The sequence below is a fragment of the Flavobacterium sp. T12S277 genome, assembly GCF_048514875.1.
Classification (GTDB): domain Bacteria; phylum Bacteroidota; class Bacteroidia; order Flavobacteriales; family Flavobacteriaceae; genus Flavobacterium.
On sequence record NZ_JBLYEG010000009.1, the window covers coordinates 1 to 19516 of the forward strand.

The window sequence follows — 19516 nt, forward strand, 5'->3', positions numbered from 1 at the left end:
AAAAAATATAGTTTTTAATCAAAACGGAGGTGGTCATTTTGCTCCGGAATTAGGTGGTCATTTTGAACTGGAATCAGGTGCTCACTTTAAAACGGAATGGGGTGATCAATATAACCGGAATTTGCACCTTCGGACATAAAATATTTTTTTTACAATCATAAACGACCAGTTTATATTGTAAATCCTAAATATTTAGGACGTGAAAAAGCCTAACCCGTAAGATTACAGATTGTTGTTTTCTAAAATTTAATTTTGATTTTTAACTTCGAGCTTTATTAGAGACCCAAACGTTTTTTTGGATAATAACGTTAAATGATATAGAATCTAAAATCTATAAACATGGTTTCTTTGCTCTCTATTTTAGTGATGTCTTTTGACAAATACATAGTATTGGCATAACATCTGTTGATGTAAGGACTTCTTTTTGTCCTCTTTAATTAAGGTATTGTATAGGTGCTCTTTTATTTGCCGAAGCGGGTCACTAAGAAGATATTTATACTATCGACACCTGTAATAGTATGACTTTCAAAAGTTAATACAAAGGTACTATTTTTTTTTGGTGGTGTCAAGTGGGAATAAAGTAAAAAATTTTCACACTTCACCCAAATTATTGTTGCTATACAATTTTAGTGTTGTTTTTTGTTGATTCTAAAAATGTTTTGGGGGAAATACGGGGGAAATGAGAAATAAAAAACCCTTTAATCGTTGTGAATCAACGTTTAAAGGGTTTTTAAAGTGCGGATAATAGGACTCGAACCTACACGCCTTGCGGCACCAGATCCTAAGTCTGGCATGTCTACCAATTTCACCATATCCGCGGCAATTGTGGGTGCAAAGATAGACATAACTTCGAATATTCAAAGAAAAAAAACGAAAAAATTGAAAAAAAATATTAATTCTCTTTTTTGTACTTTTGGATTTCTATAAAAATAATTTAAATGGAAAATATAAAGTCTTACGTTCAAGAACATAAGGATCGCTTTATCAACGAGTTGATCGAATTATTAAAGATTCCGTCGGTTAGTGCCGACACTGCATACTCGCAAGATGTTATCGATACTGCCGAAGCAGTAAAGGAAAGTTTATCAAAAGCAGGTTGCGATTTTGTCGAAATTTGCGACACTCCGGGTTACCCAATCATATATGGAGAGAAAATAATCGACCCAAATTTACCAACTGTTCTTGTTTACGGACATTATGATGTTCAGCCACCAGATCCTTTAGAGTTATGGACTTCGCCTCCATTCGAACCTGTAATCAAAACGACGGATATTCACCCGGAAGGTGCAATCTTCGCTCGTGGTGCCTGCGACGACAAAGGTCAGATGTACATGCACGTAAAAGCGTTGGAGTACATGGTTCAGAACAATGTTTTGCCATGTAACGTAAAATTCATGATCGAAGGAGAAGAAGAAGTAGGTTCGGCAAGTTTAGCGTGGTTCGTAGAGCGCAATCAGGAAAAACTGAAAAACGATGTCATCTTAATTTCAGATACCGGAATGATTTCTAACCAACAGCCGTCGATCACGACAGGTTTAAGAGGTTTGAGTTATGTTGAGGTAGAAGTTACAGGTCCAAACCGCGATTTACATTCTGGTTTATACGGAGGAGCAGTGGCGAACCCAATAAATATTCTGGCAAAAATGATCGCTTCGCTTCATGACGAAGACAATCATATTACGATTCCAGGTTTCTACGATAAAGTACAGGAATTGTCTCTTGAAGAAAGAGCCGAAATGGCAAAAGCGCCTTTTAGCTTAGAAAAATATAAAAAAGCCTTAGACTTAAATGATGTTTATGGTGAAAAAGGATATGTAACTAACGAGCGTAATTCTATTCGTCCAACCTTAGATGTCAACGGAATCTGGGGTGGATATACTGGAGAAGGTGCAAAAACGGTTATTGCAAGCAAAGCATTTGCTAAAATTTCGATGCGTTTGGTGCCTAATCAGGATTGGGAAGAAATCACAGAGCTTTTTGCAAAACATTTCACAAACATTGCCCCGGCGGGAGTTACAGTAAAAGTAACGCCACACCATGGAGGTCAGGGTTATGTAACGCCAATTGACAGTATTGGATATCAGGCGGCAAACAAAGCGTATACAGAAACTTTTGGAGTTCCGGCAATTCCGGTTCGTTCAGGAGGAAGTATTCCAATTGTGGCTTTGTTTGAAAAAGAGTTAAAAAGCAAAACGATCTTGATGGGCTTCGGTTTAGACAGTGATGCAATTCACTCGCCAAATGAGCATTTTGGAATCTTCAATTACTTAAAAGGAATCGAAACTATTCCGTTGTTCTATAAGTATTTTGTAGAGCTTTCAAAGTAGTTTTCTAAAAAGAAAGATTTAAAATAAATAAGGAATCCGTTCAGAAATGAGCGGATTTTTTTATGGGCGTTCCCTTCGGTCGGGCTTTCGGCTATATTCCCAATTAACAAAAACTACGGCTAAAAAGCCTTGTTTTTCTAAATCGGGAGATACCGCCTCTATCCCTAACGCGGAAAAGAGGTTCAAAGTGGCAGAGGTTCAAAGGTACAGAGGAACGGGAAAATTGAAATTTTTGTTGAATAGCCTACAGCTTCAGCTGTAGGTAGGTTTAAAGGAATTAAATAATTGGCTTCAGCCAAATAAATTCCAGATTTGAATTTTGAAAATCTTTGCATGAAATTAGGCTAAAGCCAATAAATGCCTTTATTTCTCCAGCCTCCAGCTGAAGTTGGAGGGAATTCAGATGTTGTTTCTTTTTACCTTTGCACCTCTGTACCTTTGCCACTTTGCACCTCAAAAAGAGAATCTCAACACCTTTCAAAAAAAAATTCTTGCATATTAAAAAAATAACTCTACATTTGTAGAGCAACATCTATAATTGTAGAATTAAAATAGTCAAATGAGACAGCTGGTAATCTTGTTATTTTGTGGATTGGTTCTTTTAGGATGCAAAAGCAAACCGATCAATCAGATTGTGGATAAGAAAAGAGAAGGTGTCTGGATTGACAATTACAAACAGGACAGTACGGTTTACAAATCGTTTGAGTATTACAAACACGGCGAACCCATAAAAAAGTGGAAATCGTATATAGATGGGAAAATCTATAAAACAGAAAAATATAAAAACGGAATCTGCTTTGTGAAATATTATTACGAAAACGGAAAACTACAATCGAAGGGAAAAACAAAGATCGAAGTCAATTCGGTAGAAACGCACTGGTTTTATTTTGGCGATTGGGAGTTTTACTCGGATAAAGGGAAATTAATTGAAGTTAAGAAATACGATAACGGTGAGTTGATTTCGGAACGAATAGTGGAGTAGGGGAGGGTGTAGAAGAAAGAATAAAGAGAATAGAAGAAAGAGCAAAGAATAAAGATTATAGAATATAGAATTAGTGTAGCATACAGAAGAAATCATAAAAATCATTTTAATCTGCGGCAAAAAAAACTTAGCAACTTAGTAACTCAAAACCTTAGAACCTTTAAAAAATGCAATTATCAAACTCAGAAGAACAATTAATGGAGCATCTCTGGAAGCTTGAAAAAGCTTTTATGAAAGATTTGCTTGAAGCGTATCCGGAGCCAAAACCGGCAACAACAACCGTTGCAACGCTTTTGAAACGAATGATCGATAAAAAATTCGTTGCTTACAATGAATTTGGGAATTCAAGAGAGTATTACCCTTTGGTCAAAAAAACTGACTATTTCTCTAAACATGTTAATGGGTTAATTAGTAGTTTCTTTAATAATTCGGCATCACAATTCGCTTCTTTTTTTACGACCGAAACGAATTTAAGTACGACCGAACTGGAAGAACTCAGAAAAATAATCGATTCGGAAATTCAAAAGAAGAAAAAATGATAAACTATCTTTTAAAATCAGGAATACTGCTTTTTGTTTTTTATGCAGTATACAAATTGCTGTTGGAAAACGAAAAAATGTTTCGCTTTAATCGCGCTTATTTACTGGCGAGTTTGGTTTTTAGTTTTGTAATTCCGCTGCAGCTTATCTCGTTTGGATCGTTTGTGTCTGCTAAAATTGGGTTGGTTCAATTGAATGAAATCGTACTTCAGAAAAGCAGTGAGCAGCTCAATACCATTTCGGTAAATGACTTTTTGCTGGTTTTGATTGTTGCAGTTTACAGCGCCGTAGTTTTAGTGTTGACATTCAGGTTTGTTCTGGGGCTTAATTCGTTTTATAAAAGAATACAGCGCAGTGAAATTCGGTTTGAAAATGGGCAAAAAATAGTGTTGCTTCAGGAGTCTGGTTTGCCATACTCTTTTTGGACATCTATTTTTATCAATAAAACAGAATTCGAAAATGGTAAAATTCCATCAGAATTAATAGCTCACGAGAAAGCACACTTGAAACAGAGGCATACTTTGGATATTCTTTTTGTTGAGGTGTTGCAGATTGTTTTCTGGTTCAATCCGTTGCTTTTTCTTTATAAAAAATCCATTAAACTCAATCATGAATTTTTGGCCGATGAAGCCGTAAATGTGCAGTTTGGTGCCATTAGAAGCTATCAGCATTTATTGCTTGATTTTGCCTCCAATAAAAATACGGTTGCTCTGGCGAGTAATATCAATTATTTAATAACTAAAAAACGTTTACTTATGATGACTAAAAAAGAATCTCCGATTAAAATTGTATTGAAAGTATTTACAGTGGGTAGCCTTTATGCCTTGCTTTTGTTTGTTTTTAGTACTGAAGCAATTGCTCAAAAACCGCCCGCTAAAGGAGAAATGAAAGACAAAGATCTTTATGTGCTGGAAGAGGTCGAGAAATTGCCTGAATATCCTGGTGGTATGACAGCGTTTTATAAGTTTATTGGGAAGAATTTCAAAATGCCGGCAGCAGTTGGGAAAAATAAAATTGAAGGAAAAACATACATGCAATTCACCATTGAAAAAGATGGAAGCTTATCCGATATTAAAACAATTAAAGACTCCGGTTATGGAATAGGGAATGAGGTTATCCGTGTCCTGAAGCTTTCTCCAAAATGGACTGCCGCAACACAACAGGGAAAAGCGGTTAGAGTAATTTACAGTTTGCCAATTACGGTTCAGCCAGAGAAATAGATTTTTAAAGGTGCAAAGGTTCAAAGTTGCAGAGGGGCAAAGGAGTCAAAGATTTCCTTTTGAATAGCCTCCAGCTTTAGCTGGAGAGGTTTAAATGATGAGGTGAATGGCTTTAGCCAAATCAGCTCAGGATTCAAATTTTGGTTTTTTGTACCTCCGCATCTTTTCAAAAAAAATCCGCTTCCAGAACCTGGAAGCGGATTAAATAAAAAACTAAAAAAAAAATTCTAAAAAACAACAACCCGGATCTTAGAACAAATCCGGATTATATCCAAAATAAGGCATTTTTTGCTCGTTAAAAATAACCCCATATTCTTCTAACTCCTTTAAAATAGGCAGGTATACTTCTTTTTTTATCGGAAGCTGTACGCCCGGAGTTGTGATTTTTCCATTTAAAATTAACAGCGTTGCCATCGCAACCGGTAGTCCAACGGTTTTTGCCATTGCAGTATAGGTTTGGTCGTCTCCAATACAAACCATTTTGGAGTCAATTTGCTTTTTTTCTCCATTGAGTTCATAGCCAAACTTATGATACATGACAATCATGTCTTTGTCATCCGGTTCTAGCGACCAGCTGTCGGTTAATATTTTTTCTAAGATCTGCGCAGGAGTGGCATTGGGTAGGTTTATTTTCTTGTTGGGATTAAATAAATCCAGTTCCAGAAGCTTGTCCCACATAATATCGTCCTGATCAATTTTTAAGATCAGTCGGGTTTTGATTTCTACAGAATCGGTTGGATGGTACGGTAAAAAGGAATTCACAAATTGACGGTAGCTCATGTTTTCAGAATCTTCCATGATGTAGCTGTCGTCTGTCATGCCCAGTTGTACAAACATATTCCATGCTTTCGAGAAACCTACTCTTCTGATGGTTCCTCTGTACAGCGTTAGTACATTGTCTAAGCCGTAAACCGATTTGTATTTAAGGGAATCGCGATTGGAATAAGCCTCAAATTTCCCGTAACCTTCTACTTCCAGAAATTCGGTACGACGAAATAAAGCGCTGTACGGAATGTATTTATAAGTACCTTCCTGAATAAATTTTGCTGCGCCTCCTTGTCCCGCCAGAACGACATTTCGAGGAGCCCAGGTAAATTTATAATTCCATAAATTATTATCGGATTCGGGAGCTACTAAGCCACCACAAAAGGATTCAAAAAGCAGCATTTTGCCGCCTTTGGCTCTGATTTCATCAATGACTTTCATGGCACTCATATGATCGATTCCGGGATCAAGGCCAATCTCGTTCATGAAAACTAAATTGTTTTTTCGGGCTTCTTCGTCCAGTGCCTGCATAGCATCGCTTATATAGGAAGCTGTAACCAGATGTTTTTTAAACTGTAGACAGTCTTTGGCGATTTCGATATGTAAATGGGCAGGCAGCATCGAGATTACGATAGACGCTTTTTCGATTGCTGCTTTTCTTTCTTCGGTATCAAAAATATTTAAAGCAATTGGAGTCGCATTAGGATGTTCTTGTGTCTTTTTTTCGGCTAAGGCCAAAGAAAGGTCGGCTACAACAAGATGTAGGTTTTCGCTTTCTGATTTTGCTAGTAAATAACGTATTAAGGACGATGCAGATCTACCGGCTCCAATGATTAAAATGCTTCTCATATTTTATATTTATAACACAAATATATTAAATTGTTAAATATATAACAATTTTAATTTCGGAAAAATGTTGGATATTTTTTTTTAATGCCAAAAAAAGGGGGATTCTTTTTTCTGAAAAATATTTTTCAAAAGTAAAATGCTTTTTAAGTACGATTGAAGTATTTTTGTGTGAGAATCGAAAGTATAGAAAATATGAAAAGAAGAATTGTTTTGGCAGGAACTTTTATGGGAATGTTAGCGATCATTTTGGGCGCTTTTGGTGCACATTTACTGAAGAAATACTTATCAGTAGAAGAATTAAACACTTTTGAAGTTGGAGTTCGTTACCAAATGTATCATGCTTTATTTTTACTTTTTCTTTCGACCAGAAAAGATATTGCCGAAAAAACCGTTAAAGCAATCTATAATTTAGTGGTTGCCGGGGTACTTCTTTTTAGCGGATCTATCTATTTGTTAGCGACAAAAAGCATGACTGTTTTTGATTTTAAAATTATCGTATTCGCAACTCCTTTGGGTGGTTTTTTATTAATTATTGCCTGGGCGCTGTTATTTGTTACGATTTTGAGGAGAAAATCATAAAATACCGAATAAAAAAAATTATCTAAAAATTAATCTTTAATTTTGTCACATAAATAACATATGATCTTGATTATGTGAGTTTCTATTGCTTTTTACTTTAATGTAAAAATATTATAACAAATTCATTTATAGGGTTATAGAAAAATGAATTAGAGGCATTTATTTTTTTGTTTTATTCATTTCAGAAGGTTAAATTTTACTTAATTAATATAAATAAAAGTGAAATTTAAATTTTTTTAAAGGTTTAATAATAAATTATATAATTTTGCATTCTCTTAAACATCACACACAACTAAAAATTTATGGACAGTCACACAGTTTTCACGCAATCGATTTCGCTGAAAGAATTAGGAATTGAAAATGCAAAAGTTCGCTATCAACTATCTGCAGATGAATTGCATGCGATCACTTTGCAATCAGGTCAAGGTGTTGAGAACTCCACGGGAGCATTAGCAATTAATACGGGCGAATTTACAGGACGTTCTCCTCAGGATCGTTACATCGTAAAAGATGGTATTACCGGAGATCAGGTTTGGTGGGGAAATGTAAACATTTCTTTTGAACCGGATGCTTTTGAAAGATTATACAACAAGGTAACGCAGTTTTTATCGAATAAAGAAGTTTTTGTTCGTGATTCTTACGTTTGCTCTGATGCTAATTATAGACTAAATGTTCGTGTTGTTACTGAAACAGCATGGTCGAATTTGTTTTGCTACAACATGTTTTTAAGACCAGAGGAGTCAGAATTAGCTAATTTTACTCCGGAATGGACTGTAGTTTGTGCTCCAAGTTTTATGGCAGATCCTGCTGTAGACGGAACACGTCAGTCTAATTTTGCTATTTTAGATTTTACTAAAAAGATCGCACTTATTGGAGGAACAGGTTATACTGGAGAAATGAAAAAGGGAATTTTCTCTGCTTTAAACTTCATTCTTCCGGTTTTCAAAAATACATTACCAATGCACTGTAGTGCCAATGTTGGTGAAGCAGGAGATACTGCAATTTTCTTCGGATTATCAGGAACAGGAAAAACAACTTTATCAGCAGATCCGCAACGTAAGTTAATCGGAGACGATGAACACGGATGGACTGCAGAAAATACTGTTTTCAACTTTGAAGGCGGTTGTTATGCAAAAGTAATTAACCTTACAGAAGAAAATGAACCGGATATTTTTAGAGCAATCAAAAAAGGAGCGCTTTTAGAAAATGTGGTTTTCAAACCGGGAACAAACGAGGTAGATTATGATGATGTTTCCATCACTCAAAATACTCGTGTAAGTTACCCAATCACTCATATCGACAACATTCAGCCAGGTTCTATTGGACACAATCCTAAGAATATCTTTTTCTTAACGGCTGATTCTTTCGGAATTTTGCCTCCAATCTCAAAATTAACTCCAGGACAGGCTGCTTACTATTTTATCTCAGGATATACAGCTAAAGTTGCAGGAACTGAAGCAGGAGTTACAGAACCACAACCTAATTTCTCAGCTTGTTTTGGTGCACCATTTATGCCATTACATCCAACACGTTACGCAGAAATGCTAACTAAAAAAATGGAAGAAGCTAACGTAACAGTTTGGTTGATCAATACAGGTTGGACAGGAGGTCCTTACGGAACAGGAAGCCGTATGAAATTAAAATACACACGTGCCATGATTACCGCTGCTTTAAACGGAGAATTGGATAACGTTGCCTTTAAAAATCATAAGGTATTTGGAATTGCACAGCCTGAAACTTGTCCAAACGTTCCAAATGAAATCTTAGATCCGAGAAATACTTGGGAAGATCCTGAGTTGTACGATAAAAAAGCAGTTGAATTGGCTCAGAAATTTAAAGCTAATTTTGCCAAATTTGAAGAATTTGCCAATGCCGAAATTTTGGCTGGCGCACCGATCATAGAATAAGGAAGATTACTAATTCAAACTAAAAAAAGCTGTTCGTTATGAACAGCTTTTTTGTTTGGTATTCTTTCTCAGTCTCAGTCTTCAGTCTCAGTCACAGTTTTCAGGCATAGTTAAGAAACTGAAAACTGCGACCGCGACTGCAAACTTATTTCCTGTCATCAATACGTTTCTGGATCAAATCCCAGGCGTAGTAGTGAAAAGTCATTCCGTTGCTCATGGCTACAAACAGCCCGTTTTTAAAATCTCCACCTAAATTTATGCTGGTCACATCGGCACCATCACATTCTACAGTCGATGTTGGGATTTCTGCTAATAGAGGATAGTTATTCGGGTTTCCATTTGCTCCTTCTCTCGGATAGACCATGAATGTATTTGCTTGCTGGTTTGAAACCAAGATGTATCCGGTAGAATCTGTTTTTTTGTAAATCGCGATTCCTTCATTATCTGCTTTAAAACCTGTTTTTCCAAAAATGGCAAGTTCTTTATTGTCTTTTAAAGCAGGATCGGCTTTGTATTTTCTGATTCCGAATTGTTCGTCACAATATAAGATAGTTCCTAACTCATTGTCAACTGCAATAGCTTCGATCTCTTTCTTTCCGCTGTAAGCGCCAAATTTTCGAACGACTTTTGCTGTAGCTGATTTTCCATTTCCGGAAAGTTCATATTGCCATAAGTAACTTCCTGAAGGCCCTGATTTTCTGCCTACAATAGCAAAAATTTTACCGTCGCTTTTTCGGGTATACAATGCAACTCCCATTGGATCGCGTAAAGTTTCCCCTTCAAAAACGGAAATTCCCCCATTATCAATTGCTTTTAAATCAGGTAGGCTAAAGATTCTTATTTTGTTTGATTCTCTTTCTGTAGTGACTGCAATATCAATTTTTTTTCCATCGATGATCAAACCATAAGCGATATCAACATTGTTCGGGCGTTTTAAAACTTCAGATTTTGCAATGATTTTTCCCTTTAAATCAAAAGCATACAAAGCACCATCGGTATCCTTATCGGTTCCGACAATGATGCTTTTAGAAGCGTCGGTTGGATGAATCCAGATCGAAGGATCGTCCGTGTCGTGAGGTAAGGCTTCGGTAACAACGGTTGGTTTTACAGCATTTGCAGCAACGGGTGCCAGTTTATCCTCTTTACAGGCGATAAATAAAGTGCTTAAAAGCAAAAAGGCTAGTATCGTTTTATTTTTCATTAGATATTTATTTTAATAAAATTAGACAGAACCGTTAAGTTCTGTCCAATGTAAGGATTTTTTATATAGCGTATTACAAGTCAAGCTTCAAGCCAAAATTGTATCGGGCCTGATAGTACTCAACCTGTTTAGTATGCGCTTCAACACCCTGATAGTAGCGCAATGGCTGATTGGTTAAATTATTTGCTTCAGCAAAAAGACGAAGTTTAGGGGTAATTTTGAAAGAAGCATTGGCATCCAGGAAAAATTGTTTGTCGTAATAACTGTCTTTGTAAGACTCTGAACCCAACTCATCTAAATAATCAGAAGTGAAATTGGTCGATACTCTCGCAGAAAAACGTTTGTTTTCCCAGGATAAAGAGCCGTTAAACATGTGCGGAGTGGTTCCCGGAAGACTGATGTTATTTCTTTCGTTTCCATCTTCATCCGCAATTCCTTTTGCTTTAGATTTGGTATAAGTGTAATTAAGATAGATACCAAATCCTTTAAGAAATTTACCCGGAAGGAAATCTAACTGACGTTGAAAAGCAACTTCAAAACCATAAACATCAACAGTTTCGCCATTTCTGGATTGTAAAAATGACCAGTTTTCACCCGTTGGAATTGGATTTACCTGATTTGGGAAATCAGCAGCAAATTTTGCAGCAGTGTATTGGTTGTCGCTGTAGTTGTAAATAAAGTTTTCCAATTTTTTATAGAAAACCCCTCCTGAAATTAATCCAACCGACTTGAAATAGTTTTCGGCCATAAAATCATAATTGTAGGAGTAAGTGGCGTCAAGATCCGGATTTCCGGCCATAATTTCTTTTTCGGCAGCAATATTGTTTACAAAAGGAGCCAGGGCATAATAGTTTGGTCTTGCCAAAGCTGTTGTAGCAGCCGCTCTTAAAACTAAATCTTTGGTCGCGTTGTATTGCAAAGAGATACTTGGTAATAAATTTGTATAAGAGTTGGTCGTATTGATCTGACTCTCTAATTTTTCTTCATCCAGTACGCGGTTTCCGGTATAATCAATACGAGTGTTTTCTACACGAAAACCTAAAACCATAGATAACTTATCGTTAAAATCCTGATCCCATCTTACGTAAGCCGCATAAATGTTTTCTTTGGCATTATAATTTACCGCCAGAAACTCTGCAGGATCTGCTTTTTTGTTAAATAACGTAGCATTGTTTAAATCTAAACTTCCTAAAAAGTTAGCCGAAGCAAAACTTCCCGGTACATATTTGCTTCCCGGATTAAAGTTTTGACCGTCGTAATTGCTATTTGAAATTTGCGACAATAAAGCCATATCGGTGTTGATCGGCGTATAAGCAAAGAAATTGTTGTTTCTCTCTTTTTCTTTCAATCGAAGCCTAACTCCTGTTCTCAATCTTCCTTTTTCAGACGGAATAATGGTAAAAGGAAAACGGATATTAATTTTTGCTCCAAATTCACTTTCGCTGGTTTCATCTGTATTTTCAGTAGCCGTTTGAAATTTGAATTTGTTTAAGGCCTCTCCGGTTGTTGTGAGTAACGGAAATCGAATGTCTGATAAATCCTGAGTCATATCCAGACCTTTTTGACGGTATTCGATATAACGCTCTTCCGGACGGTATTCTCTGGCTTTTGCATAATTGGCAGACCAGTCTAAATCAAGTTTAGAGTTGATTAAATGTTCTCCGCGAATCGAATAATTCTGAACACGCTGATCTTCTAATCTTCTGTTTTTGTTGCGATCATTGTCTATTCCACCTTTTGTCTGACGTTTTACACGCCCTTTAAATGCTGTAATTTGCTGACCGTTATAAATCGGTTCAATATCATCGTAAGTAGTTCTGAAACGGTTTTCTCTATCGTCTCTCCAGTTGTAAATAGCGTTGGCAAAAATGGTATTGTTTTCATCAAATTTATAATCCAATGCTACAGATCCGCTGCGGCGAATACGCTGTACATCGTACTTTCTAACCTCTGATGCCTGTAAATATTCATTCCCGAATTTATCTTTTACCCATTCGTTTTCAATATTATCAGATCCATAATCGACATTGTTATACGATCCGCTAAAAACAGCTCCTAATTTATTGTCGAAAAAACGATTTCCATAAACCAGTCCCGCAGTATAAGAAGCGTGCTCGCGAATTGGTAAATAACCTCCGGCCAGGGTTGCCGAGATTCGCTCTCCATTTGGCGTAGCTCTTGTAATTAGATTTACAGAACCTCCAATGGCATCTGCATCCATATCCGGAGTCAGGGTTTTGTTGACTTCAATTGTTGAGATCATATCTGATGGAATCAAATCCATTTGTACATTTCTGTTGTCTCCTTCTGCTGATGGAATTCGGTCTCCATTCAAAGTAACCGAGTTTAATGATGGAGCAAGACCACGAATGATGATGTTACGGGCTTCACCCTGATCGTTTTGCATGGTGATTCCCGGAACACGCTTTAAAGCATCTCCAACGTTGGCATCCGGAAAACGGCCCATTTGATCAGACGAGATTACGTTTCCGATGTTTTTATTGTTTTTCTGCTGGTTTAACGCTTTTGCCTGTCCTTTTAAAATGTCTCCTACGACTACTTCGTTCAGTTCAGTTCCCGATGTTTTAAGTGCAAAATCAACTACATTATTTTTACCCTGTTCCACTGTAATTTCTTTTGTAATGGCAGTGTATCCAATATATTTTACCTGTAGCTGATAGGTTCCTGCATTTATATTAAGCAATTCAAAACGACCATTGTAATCTGAAACGGTATATTTGTTTTCGCCTACAATCTGAATCATTGCTCCCGGTAAAGGAAGTTTATCGTCAGTATCCATCACTTTTCCTGAGATTATAGCCTTTTGGGCATAACCTGAAAAGGCCAAAAACAGGAATGTTACTAGTAAATAAAATTTTTTCATTTGTGTTTTAGTTTGATTTGCTGCGAAACTAGAACGTAAATGTTATTAAAGGACTTCAAAAAAATTAACATAGTGTTATGATTCCTATTCAACATTAAAAATAGATTAATGTTAAAATAACATTTATTATTGAAATGTTTTTTAAGAAGCCAACTTAAAACAAATGAACTATTTAACTTAGAATTTGATTTTTTGGCGCTAAATTTGCCCTATCATATGAGCCCGAAAGGCGAGTTGATAAAATAATCATCAATCAAAAATCATCAATCATGTTAAAACAATTTTTTATTCTCTGCTCGGGAGCCGATCGTGATCTGCTCGAGGGCTGTTCAAATGGCGAGCAAACCAAATACGTTGGTATTGGTGCCACCGTATTTTTTACTGCAGTTATGGCTTTTCTGGCCAGTGCTTATGCGCTTTTTACCGTTTTTGATTCTATTTATCCGGCTTTAATTTTTGGATTTGTCTGGAGTTTGCTCATTTTTAATCTGGATCGATTTATCGTTTCGACGATTAAAAAAAGAGATCGTTTTATGGATGAGTTTATTCAGGCGACCCCCAGAATCATATTGGCAATTATTATTGCAATCGTAATTTCAAAACCTTTGGAGATTAAAATTTTCGAAAAAGAAATCAATACGGTTTTATTAAAGGAAAAAAATGAAATGGAATTAGCGAACAAAAAGCAGGTTGGCAATTATTTCAAATCAGATTTAGATAAAAATAAGGCTGAGATTGCAGCTTTGAAAAATGATGTTCTGAAAAAAGAAAAAGAGGTAAATGATTTGTATTCGACTTATATCACAGAAGCCGAAGGAACTTCAGGAACCAAAAAACTTGGAAAAGGACCGGTTTATAAAGAAAAACGAGAGAAACACGATGCAGCTCTAAAAGACTTAGCAGCATTAAAGACCACTAATGAAGCCAAAATTGCCGAGAAAGAAAAAACAGGAAAACAATTACAGGCCGATTTAGATAAAAAAGTCACACAAACACAGCCCATCATTGAAGGTTTTGACGGTTTAATGGCACGTATCAATGCATTGAATAAATTGCCGTGGCTGCCGTCTTTTTTTATAATGTTGTTGTTTTTAGCCATTGAAACTTCTCCGATTATAGCCAAATTATTAGCTCCGAAAGGTGAGTTTGATTTTAAACAGGAAGAAGCCGAAACGGCGATGAAAGCCACTTTGGAGCAAAACAAATACCAGCGCGAATTATTGGTTAAAACGAGTGCCGAAATGCACGATAAAGTTTATGCCGATATTGCCGGAGATAGAGGCCTCTATGATTTGCAGCGTAAAAATGCAAAGGAATTACTTGAATTACAATCGAATAGTTTTGTGGAGAAGCAGAAAGCAACATTGTGAGATGTGAAATGTGATTTCTAAAATGTAGCTTGTAAAAAGTGAAATGATCTTTAAAACGAGATCGATCAAATAAAAAAAAGTCTTAAGTTCAATTAGAGCTTAAGACTTTTTTATTTTTAGTAAGATGTAAGAAGTCATTTCACCAATCACATTTTACATTTTACAAGCTACATATAGCTTAAAATCTCTTTTTTATAGGTATCATATTCTCCCTGCATAATTAAACCATTGTCAAGCAATTTTTTATAATTCTGCAGTTTGTCAAAAAGTTCCTCTTTGGATAGGTCGCTCAATTTACGTTCTCCGGCATGAGTTTGAGTCGGTTGTATAGGCTCAAAAGTTTCATAAGGAGTTGTTGCAGGTAAAATTTCGGCAAAACTGGTAACTTCTTCCGTTTCAACTTCTTCAACTTCCTCAAAATCATCTTCAACGATTGGTGTTGGTTCTGCTGCAGGGGCTTCTGTTACAACAGGATTTTTCAACAAATCCAATTGCTCTTTAGCATAAGTATAAATTTTTCTTGCCTGAGTTTTTGGGATATAATCGATCGAAATGGCCAGATCCGTTTTGGTGCCAAATGAAAATTCAGAACCTAAAATATTCTCTTTTACAAAAGTACTGGCAATATCATCCCAGGTATAATCTGTAAAATCCATTGAAAGACCTAAGTTTTTAGGTTTGCAAATAATGATACGTTTATTTGTTAAGATTATGCTATCCGGAAAAACAGTAATTGCTGGTTTTTTTTGAACCGCGATGTACCCAACTTCTTCGTTTTTCATCAATAAATCATTGAGTTTCGAAGTGATTTTTTCAATCGCTTTAGGGTCTTGTTCTTCGTTCAGAAATTTTTTAAATTGTTCTTTCATGATTGATAAGTTGCTAAGTTACACTGTAACTGAGTTGCTAAGTTTTTTGTCTTATGCTGCAAATGTAATGCCTAATTTTCTAATTCGATAATTTCATTCTGAATTTTCTTTGTCAAACTTTTGAAAACCAATTCATACGAGTGATCAATCAATTCTTTGACGAAAGAGGTCGGTAAGTTTCCGTTGAGGGCAATCGTATTCCAATGTACTTTGCTCATGTGAAATCCGGGTTTGATCTCGTCATACTCGGCTCTTAGTTCCTGAGCGCGTTCCGGATCACATTTTAAATTAACCGAAGGCTCATTTTTTTCCCATTGCGATAAGGAGGATAATGCAAACATTTTTCCGCCAACTTTAAAAACCAAAGTGTCTTCATCAAAAGGAAAATGTTCGCTAACACCCTTTTTCGAAAGACAATATTCGTAGTACGTTTCCAGATTCATATTATTTTTTATTTACCAATTTCACCTAAATGTGTATACTTAAAACCTTTTTGATATTTTAACCCATAACCGAAGAAACGATCCATTGCAGCGTGCGAGAATAGAATAATTCCGATAAGCTGAATGGGTTCCGTTTTTAAATAACAACCCACTATATAAACTAAGATCGCGAGCCCTTTATGATGGAATATATTGTACAAAAAAGCACCAATTTTAGGATTAAATACATAAGCTATCATCGAAAGGTCCGGAGCCAAAATGAAGACTAAAAACCACCACCATTGATAGTTTAGAAGGCTAAATAAATAGATTCCGAGCAGCAACATTCCTAATTCTTCAAGTTTAATTATTGTTTTCATGTTATTTTCTTTTCCATCATTTTTTCGGGATGCTGCAAGGCTGTAAAACCAAATTTTTCATATAAAAAATGAGCATCAGTAGTCGCCAACCTCCATATTTGAATGTTTTTTAGAACAGGTTCATTCATCATCGCTTCTATTAAAACAGACGAATATCCTTTACCACGCTGTTCTTCGGTAATAAAAACATCCATTACATATCCAAAAACGACATAGTCTGTAATAACCCTCGCAAAGCCAATTTGTTTGTCATTGAGGTAAATTCCGAAACAAACCGAGGCATCAATTGTGGTCTGAACTTCTTCAATAGTCCTTCCCGCAGCCCAGTAAATATCCTTCAGGAAATTTTGTATAAACGGAACATCAAGTTTAGTTTTATCGGTCGAAACGGTTATCATTTTAGAGTATTTGTTTTAGATTTTAGATTTTAGACTTTAGATGGTAAGATTTGAAATCAACAACCTGAAATCTCAAATAACAATGGTTTACTTGGACTTGCATCGTTTTCAAACGAAGCAATCTGGAGATTTAGTATGTAGTCGCCATCTTTGATTTCATCCGAAACAAAAATCATTTCGGTAATCGTTGCGTTTAATCTCGCATCAGCGTTTAAATGAAGCGTATCTTTTACATTCCAAAAAGCTTTATGAGCCAGCAATTTTCCCTCGTCATGTTCTTTGTCTACACTTGGCAAGTCAATTAACAAATGCTGAATCCCGCTTTCACGGATGAAAATAGCGGCTTCCTCAGATAAATACGGCGGATTTGTATTCGAGTATTTCCTTGACTTTTTATCTTTTTGGTTTGGAAGTGTCCTAATAATTAAAGCTTCAATTGTTTTGGTGGGCGAAGACGAATCATTTGTCCCATTGAGCGAAGTCGAAATGTGATCTTTTGTAATCACCAGATCATCACCAATCTTTTCAGGTTCAACCGTAATCAGTTGAGCCAAAAAGAAAAACTGTTTTAAACATTCATTGATACTATAAAAGTCATTTGTGATATGCCCCAAACATTCTGTGTGCGTTCCATGCCCATGCGGATTGAAGAAAATATTATTAAAATTGGTAGATGATTTTCCTTCTGAAACTTTCCCGATCCAATCGCCAAAAACGACCGGTTCAATAACGGGTTTTTCGATGTACCAGGCAATCGGGTTTTCGTCTGTATTCGTTAACGGAATTGAAATATCAATGGGTTTTGATAAGTCGATTTGATATTTGTTGTCAATAAGTGCTAGCATAATGGAACACGGATTTTGCAGATATTCTAGCGCGGATTTTTACGGATTTTTATCAGCGTTGCTTGCATCCGTTTTATCAGCGTTCGATTTTTATTCTTCCAAATTTAAGTAAAAGAGATCACTTGCAATTCCATCCGTTAAAAATTTTCCTTTTGCGGTTGGTCTTAGAATGTTGTTTTCGATAAAAAGTAAATCGTCGTTCAGGAATTTCTGAGATTGTTTTTGGAGATAATCCAGATAATCTGAGCCAAATTCAGCTTCAATCCGATCTAAGGAAACGCCCCAAATGGTTCTTAAACCCGTCATAATATATTCGTTATAACGATCAGATTTAGACAGGATTTCAGTTTCTAGGGGAAGTTCTTCATTCTGAATTGATTTGATATAAAGGGAATTATTCGCTACATTCCAACCTCTTTTTTCGCCATCATAGCTGTGTGCCGAAGGGCCAATTCCGATGTATTTTTTACCCAGCCAGTAAGCCGAATTGTTTTTGGAGAAATAATTCTCCTTTCCGAAATTGGATAATTCGTAATGAATAAACCCATTTTTTTCAAGGGTATCAACCAGAATTATAAAATGATTGGAAGCGGCTTCGTCTTGTGGTTCTGCAATTTTACCGGTGTCGATCAGTTTTTTTAGAGCCGTTTTGGGTTCTACCGTCAGGGCATAACTTGAAATGTGCGGAATGCCAAAGGACAGAGCTGTTTCAATATTCTTTTTCCACATTTCATCAGTCAGACCGGGAATTCCGTAGATCAAATCGAGTGAAATATTGTCGAAATACCTGGTGGCTTCTTTTAAACAATTTAGGGCCTCTGCCGCATTATGAGCGCGGTTCATCATTTTTAAATCCGCTTCATAGAACGACTGGATCCCAATGCTTAAGCGGTTTATAGGACTTTTTGATAATTCCAGGATACGTTCCGGAGACAAATCATCAGGATTTGCTTCGAGCGTTATTTCCGGATTTTCTGCTACCTTATAATTGTTGTAAACGGTATCGATTAAAAAGTTTATCTCGTCATTATTCAAAACCGAGGGAGTCCCACCGCCAAAATAAATAGTTTCAATCTGGTTGTCATTTTGAGCAGAGTCAAGAAGTTTAAACTCCTCTTTTCGCATGACGATTTCTTTGGCTAATGCCAAAACCATCTCGTCTTTCTTTTTCATTGAAGTTGAAAAATGAAAGTCGCAATAGTGACAAGCCTGCTTGCAAAAAGGGATATGGATGTAAATACCGCTCATGATTGTAGTCTCAGTTTTCAGTCCCGGTTTTCAGTCTCAGTATTTTTTAGTTGTAAACTGTGACTGCGACTGAAAACTATTTTTTAATTCGTTCTTCATTTTGTTTCACAAAAGCATCCCAGCCCGAATAACTTTTACCGGCAACCACTTTTCCGGAATTGAAAAAGTGACAAACAGCAGCTGCTAAACCATCTGTTGAATCGAGGTTTTTAGGTAATTCTTTCAGGCCTAAAAGTTGTTGCAGCATTTTGGCGACTTGTTCTTTACTGGCGTTTCCGTTTCCGGTAATGGCCATTTTAATCTTTTTGGGTTCGTATTCTGTGATCGGAATGTCTCTCGAAAGTCCCGCTGCCATTGCGACACCCTGTGCACGACCTAGCTTTAGCATCGACTGCACGTTTTTTCCAAAGAAAGGAGCCTCAATCGCAATTTCGTCGGGATGGTGCGTTTCTATTAATTCGATCGTACGTTCAAATATGATTTTTAATTTTTGGTAATGATTGTCGTATTTGGAAAGCTGCAATTCGTTAAGCTGCAGAAATTCCATTTTTTTATTAATGACTTTAATTAATCCGAAACCCATAATTGTGGTTCCGGGGTCAATACCTAATATGATGCGTTCTTTTGTCAATTTTTTTGTTTCAGGTTTGCTGTTTCAAGTTTCAGGTTTTTGAAAATTAAGATAATTCATTTACTCATTTTCAAATTGCCACATTTTCAAATTGATTACT

Annotated in this window: 17 protein-coding genes and 1 tRNA gene; 7 read left to right on the forward strand and 11 right to left on the reverse strand. The window is 36.2% G+C overall.

The genetic code is table 11. From position 1 onward, the window contains the following. Window positions 1-736: 736 nt before the first annotated feature. Window positions 737-818: transfer RNA gene (locus tag ACN1CN_RS13685), tRNA-Leu, on the reverse strand. A 120-nt stretch (window positions 819-938) separates the two neighbouring features. Here ACN1CN_RS13685 and ACN1CN_RS13690 point away from each other — a divergent pair. The 4 genes from ACN1CN_RS13690 (at window position 939) to ACN1CN_RS13705 (ending at window position 5068) form a co-directional block, all read left to right on the forward strand. Next, window positions 939-2327 (forward strand): dipeptidase, encoded by a 1389-nt coding sequence (locus tag ACN1CN_RS13690; protein ID WP_291284857.1) that lies wholly within the window; start codon window positions 939-941, stop codon window positions 2325-2327. 559 nt (window positions 2328-2886) lie between these two features. Beyond that, on the forward strand, window positions 2887-3309 hold the full coding sequence (locus ACN1CN_RS13695; RefSeq protein WP_419136062.1) for a hypothetical protein: 423 nt from the start codon (window positions 2887-2889) through the stop codon (window positions 3307-3309). Window positions 3310-3476: 167 nt separating this feature from the next. After that, on the forward strand, window positions 3477-3848 hold the full coding sequence (locus ACN1CN_RS13700) for a BlaI/MecI/CopY family transcriptional regulator (protein WP_419136063.1): 372 nt from the start codon (window positions 3477-3479) through the stop codon (window positions 3846-3848). After that, a complete protein-coding gene (locus ACN1CN_RS13705; RefSeq protein ID WP_419136064.1) occupies window positions 3845-5068 on the forward strand; it encodes a M56 family metallopeptidase in 1224 nt (407 codons plus the stop codon). Before ACN1CN_RS13700 ends, ACN1CN_RS13705 begins: the two co-directional genes overlap by 4 nt. A gap of 249 nt (window positions 5069-5317) precedes the next feature. Here the strand turns inward: ACN1CN_RS13705 and ACN1CN_RS13710 are convergent, their stop codons facing one another. After that, on the reverse strand, window positions 5318-6682 hold the full coding sequence (locus ACN1CN_RS13710; protein WP_419136065.1) for a saccharopine dehydrogenase family protein: 1365 nt from the start codon (window positions 6680-6682) through the stop codon (window positions 5318-5320). Between the two features lie 192 nt (window positions 6683-6874). On the opposite strand from ACN1CN_RS13710, the gene ACN1CN_RS13715 reads away from it, so the two are divergent. Together ACN1CN_RS13715 and pckA are read left to right on the forward strand one after the other, a co-directional pair. Beyond that, on the forward strand, window positions 6875-7261 hold the full coding sequence (locus tag ACN1CN_RS13715; RefSeq protein ID WP_264526080.1) for a DUF423 domain-containing protein: 387 nt from the start codon (window positions 6875-6877) through the stop codon (window positions 7259-7261). A gap of 302 nt (window positions 7262-7563) precedes the next feature. After that, window positions 7564-9168, forward strand: a complete 1605-nt coding sequence (pckA, locus tag ACN1CN_RS13720; RefSeq protein ID WP_291284853.1) for a phosphoenolpyruvate carboxykinase (ATP) — start codon at window positions 7564-7566, stop codon at window positions 9166-9168. 145 nt (window positions 9169-9313) lie between these two features. On the opposite strand, the gene ACN1CN_RS13725 is transcribed toward pckA, so the two are convergent. Both ACN1CN_RS13725 and ACN1CN_RS13730 read right to left on the reverse strand, forming a co-directional pair. Further along, window positions 9314-10369 carry a phytase gene (locus ACN1CN_RS13725; protein ID WP_419136066.1) on the reverse strand — a complete coding sequence of 352 codons (1056 nt, stop codon included), beginning with the start codon at window positions 10367-10369 and terminating at the stop codon, window positions 9314-9316. Between the two features lie 73 nt (window positions 10370-10442). Further along, on the reverse strand, window positions 10443-13253 hold the full coding sequence (locus ACN1CN_RS13730) for a TonB-dependent receptor (protein WP_419136067.1): 2811 nt from the start codon (window positions 13251-13253) through the stop codon (window positions 10443-10445). Window positions 13254-13522: 269 nt separating this feature from the next. Between ACN1CN_RS13730 and ACN1CN_RS13735 the strand changes: the two genes are divergently transcribed. Next, on the forward strand, window positions 13523-14623 hold the full coding sequence (locus ACN1CN_RS13735) for a DUF4407 domain-containing protein (protein ID WP_419136068.1): 1101 nt from the start codon (window positions 13523-13525) through the stop codon (window positions 14621-14623). Between the two features lie 167 nt (window positions 14624-14790). On the opposite strand, the gene ACN1CN_RS13740 is transcribed toward ACN1CN_RS13735, so the two are convergent. From ACN1CN_RS13740 to ruvC, 7 genes are all read right to left on the reverse strand, one after another. Beyond that, on the reverse strand, window positions 14791-15492 hold the full coding sequence (locus ACN1CN_RS13740) for a PH domain-containing protein (protein WP_419136069.1): 702 nt from the start codon (window positions 15490-15492) through the stop codon (window positions 14791-14793). A 71-nt stretch (window positions 15493-15563) separates the two neighbouring features. Next, a complete protein-coding gene (locus tag ACN1CN_RS13745; RefSeq protein WP_264526086.1) occupies window positions 15564-15935 on the reverse strand; it encodes an MmcQ/YjbR family DNA-binding protein in 372 nt (123 codons plus the stop codon). An 8-nt stretch (window positions 15936-15943) separates the two neighbouring features. Continuing rightward, window positions 15944-16294, reverse strand: a complete 351-nt coding sequence (locus ACN1CN_RS13750; RefSeq protein WP_419136070.1) for a DUF4260 domain-containing protein — start codon at window positions 16292-16294, stop codon at window positions 15944-15946. Beyond that, a complete protein-coding gene (locus tag ACN1CN_RS13755; protein WP_419136071.1) occupies window positions 16291-16692 on the reverse strand; it encodes a GNAT family N-acetyltransferase in 402 nt (133 codons plus the stop codon). Before ACN1CN_RS13755 ends, ACN1CN_RS13750 begins: the two co-directional genes overlap by 4 nt. Window positions 16693-16748: 56 nt before the next feature. Then, window positions 16749-17537 carry a cyclase family protein gene (locus ACN1CN_RS13760; RefSeq protein WP_419136072.1) on the reverse strand — a complete coding sequence of 263 codons (789 nt, stop codon included), beginning with the start codon at window positions 17535-17537 and terminating at the stop codon, window positions 16749-16751. A 90-nt stretch (window positions 17538-17627) separates the two neighbouring features. Continuing rightward, on the reverse strand, window positions 17628-18785 hold the full coding sequence (hemW, locus tag ACN1CN_RS13765; RefSeq protein WP_419136073.1) for a radical SAM family heme chaperone HemW: 1158 nt from the start codon (window positions 18783-18785) through the stop codon (window positions 17628-17630). Window positions 18786-18861: 76 nt separating this feature from the next. Further along, complete coding sequence (gene ruvC, locus ACN1CN_RS13770; protein WP_264526091.1) at window positions 18862-19416, reverse strand: crossover junction endodeoxyribonuclease RuvC; 555 nt, start codon at window positions 19414-19416, stop codon at window positions 18862-18864. Window positions 19417-19516: the final 100 nt, after the last annotated feature.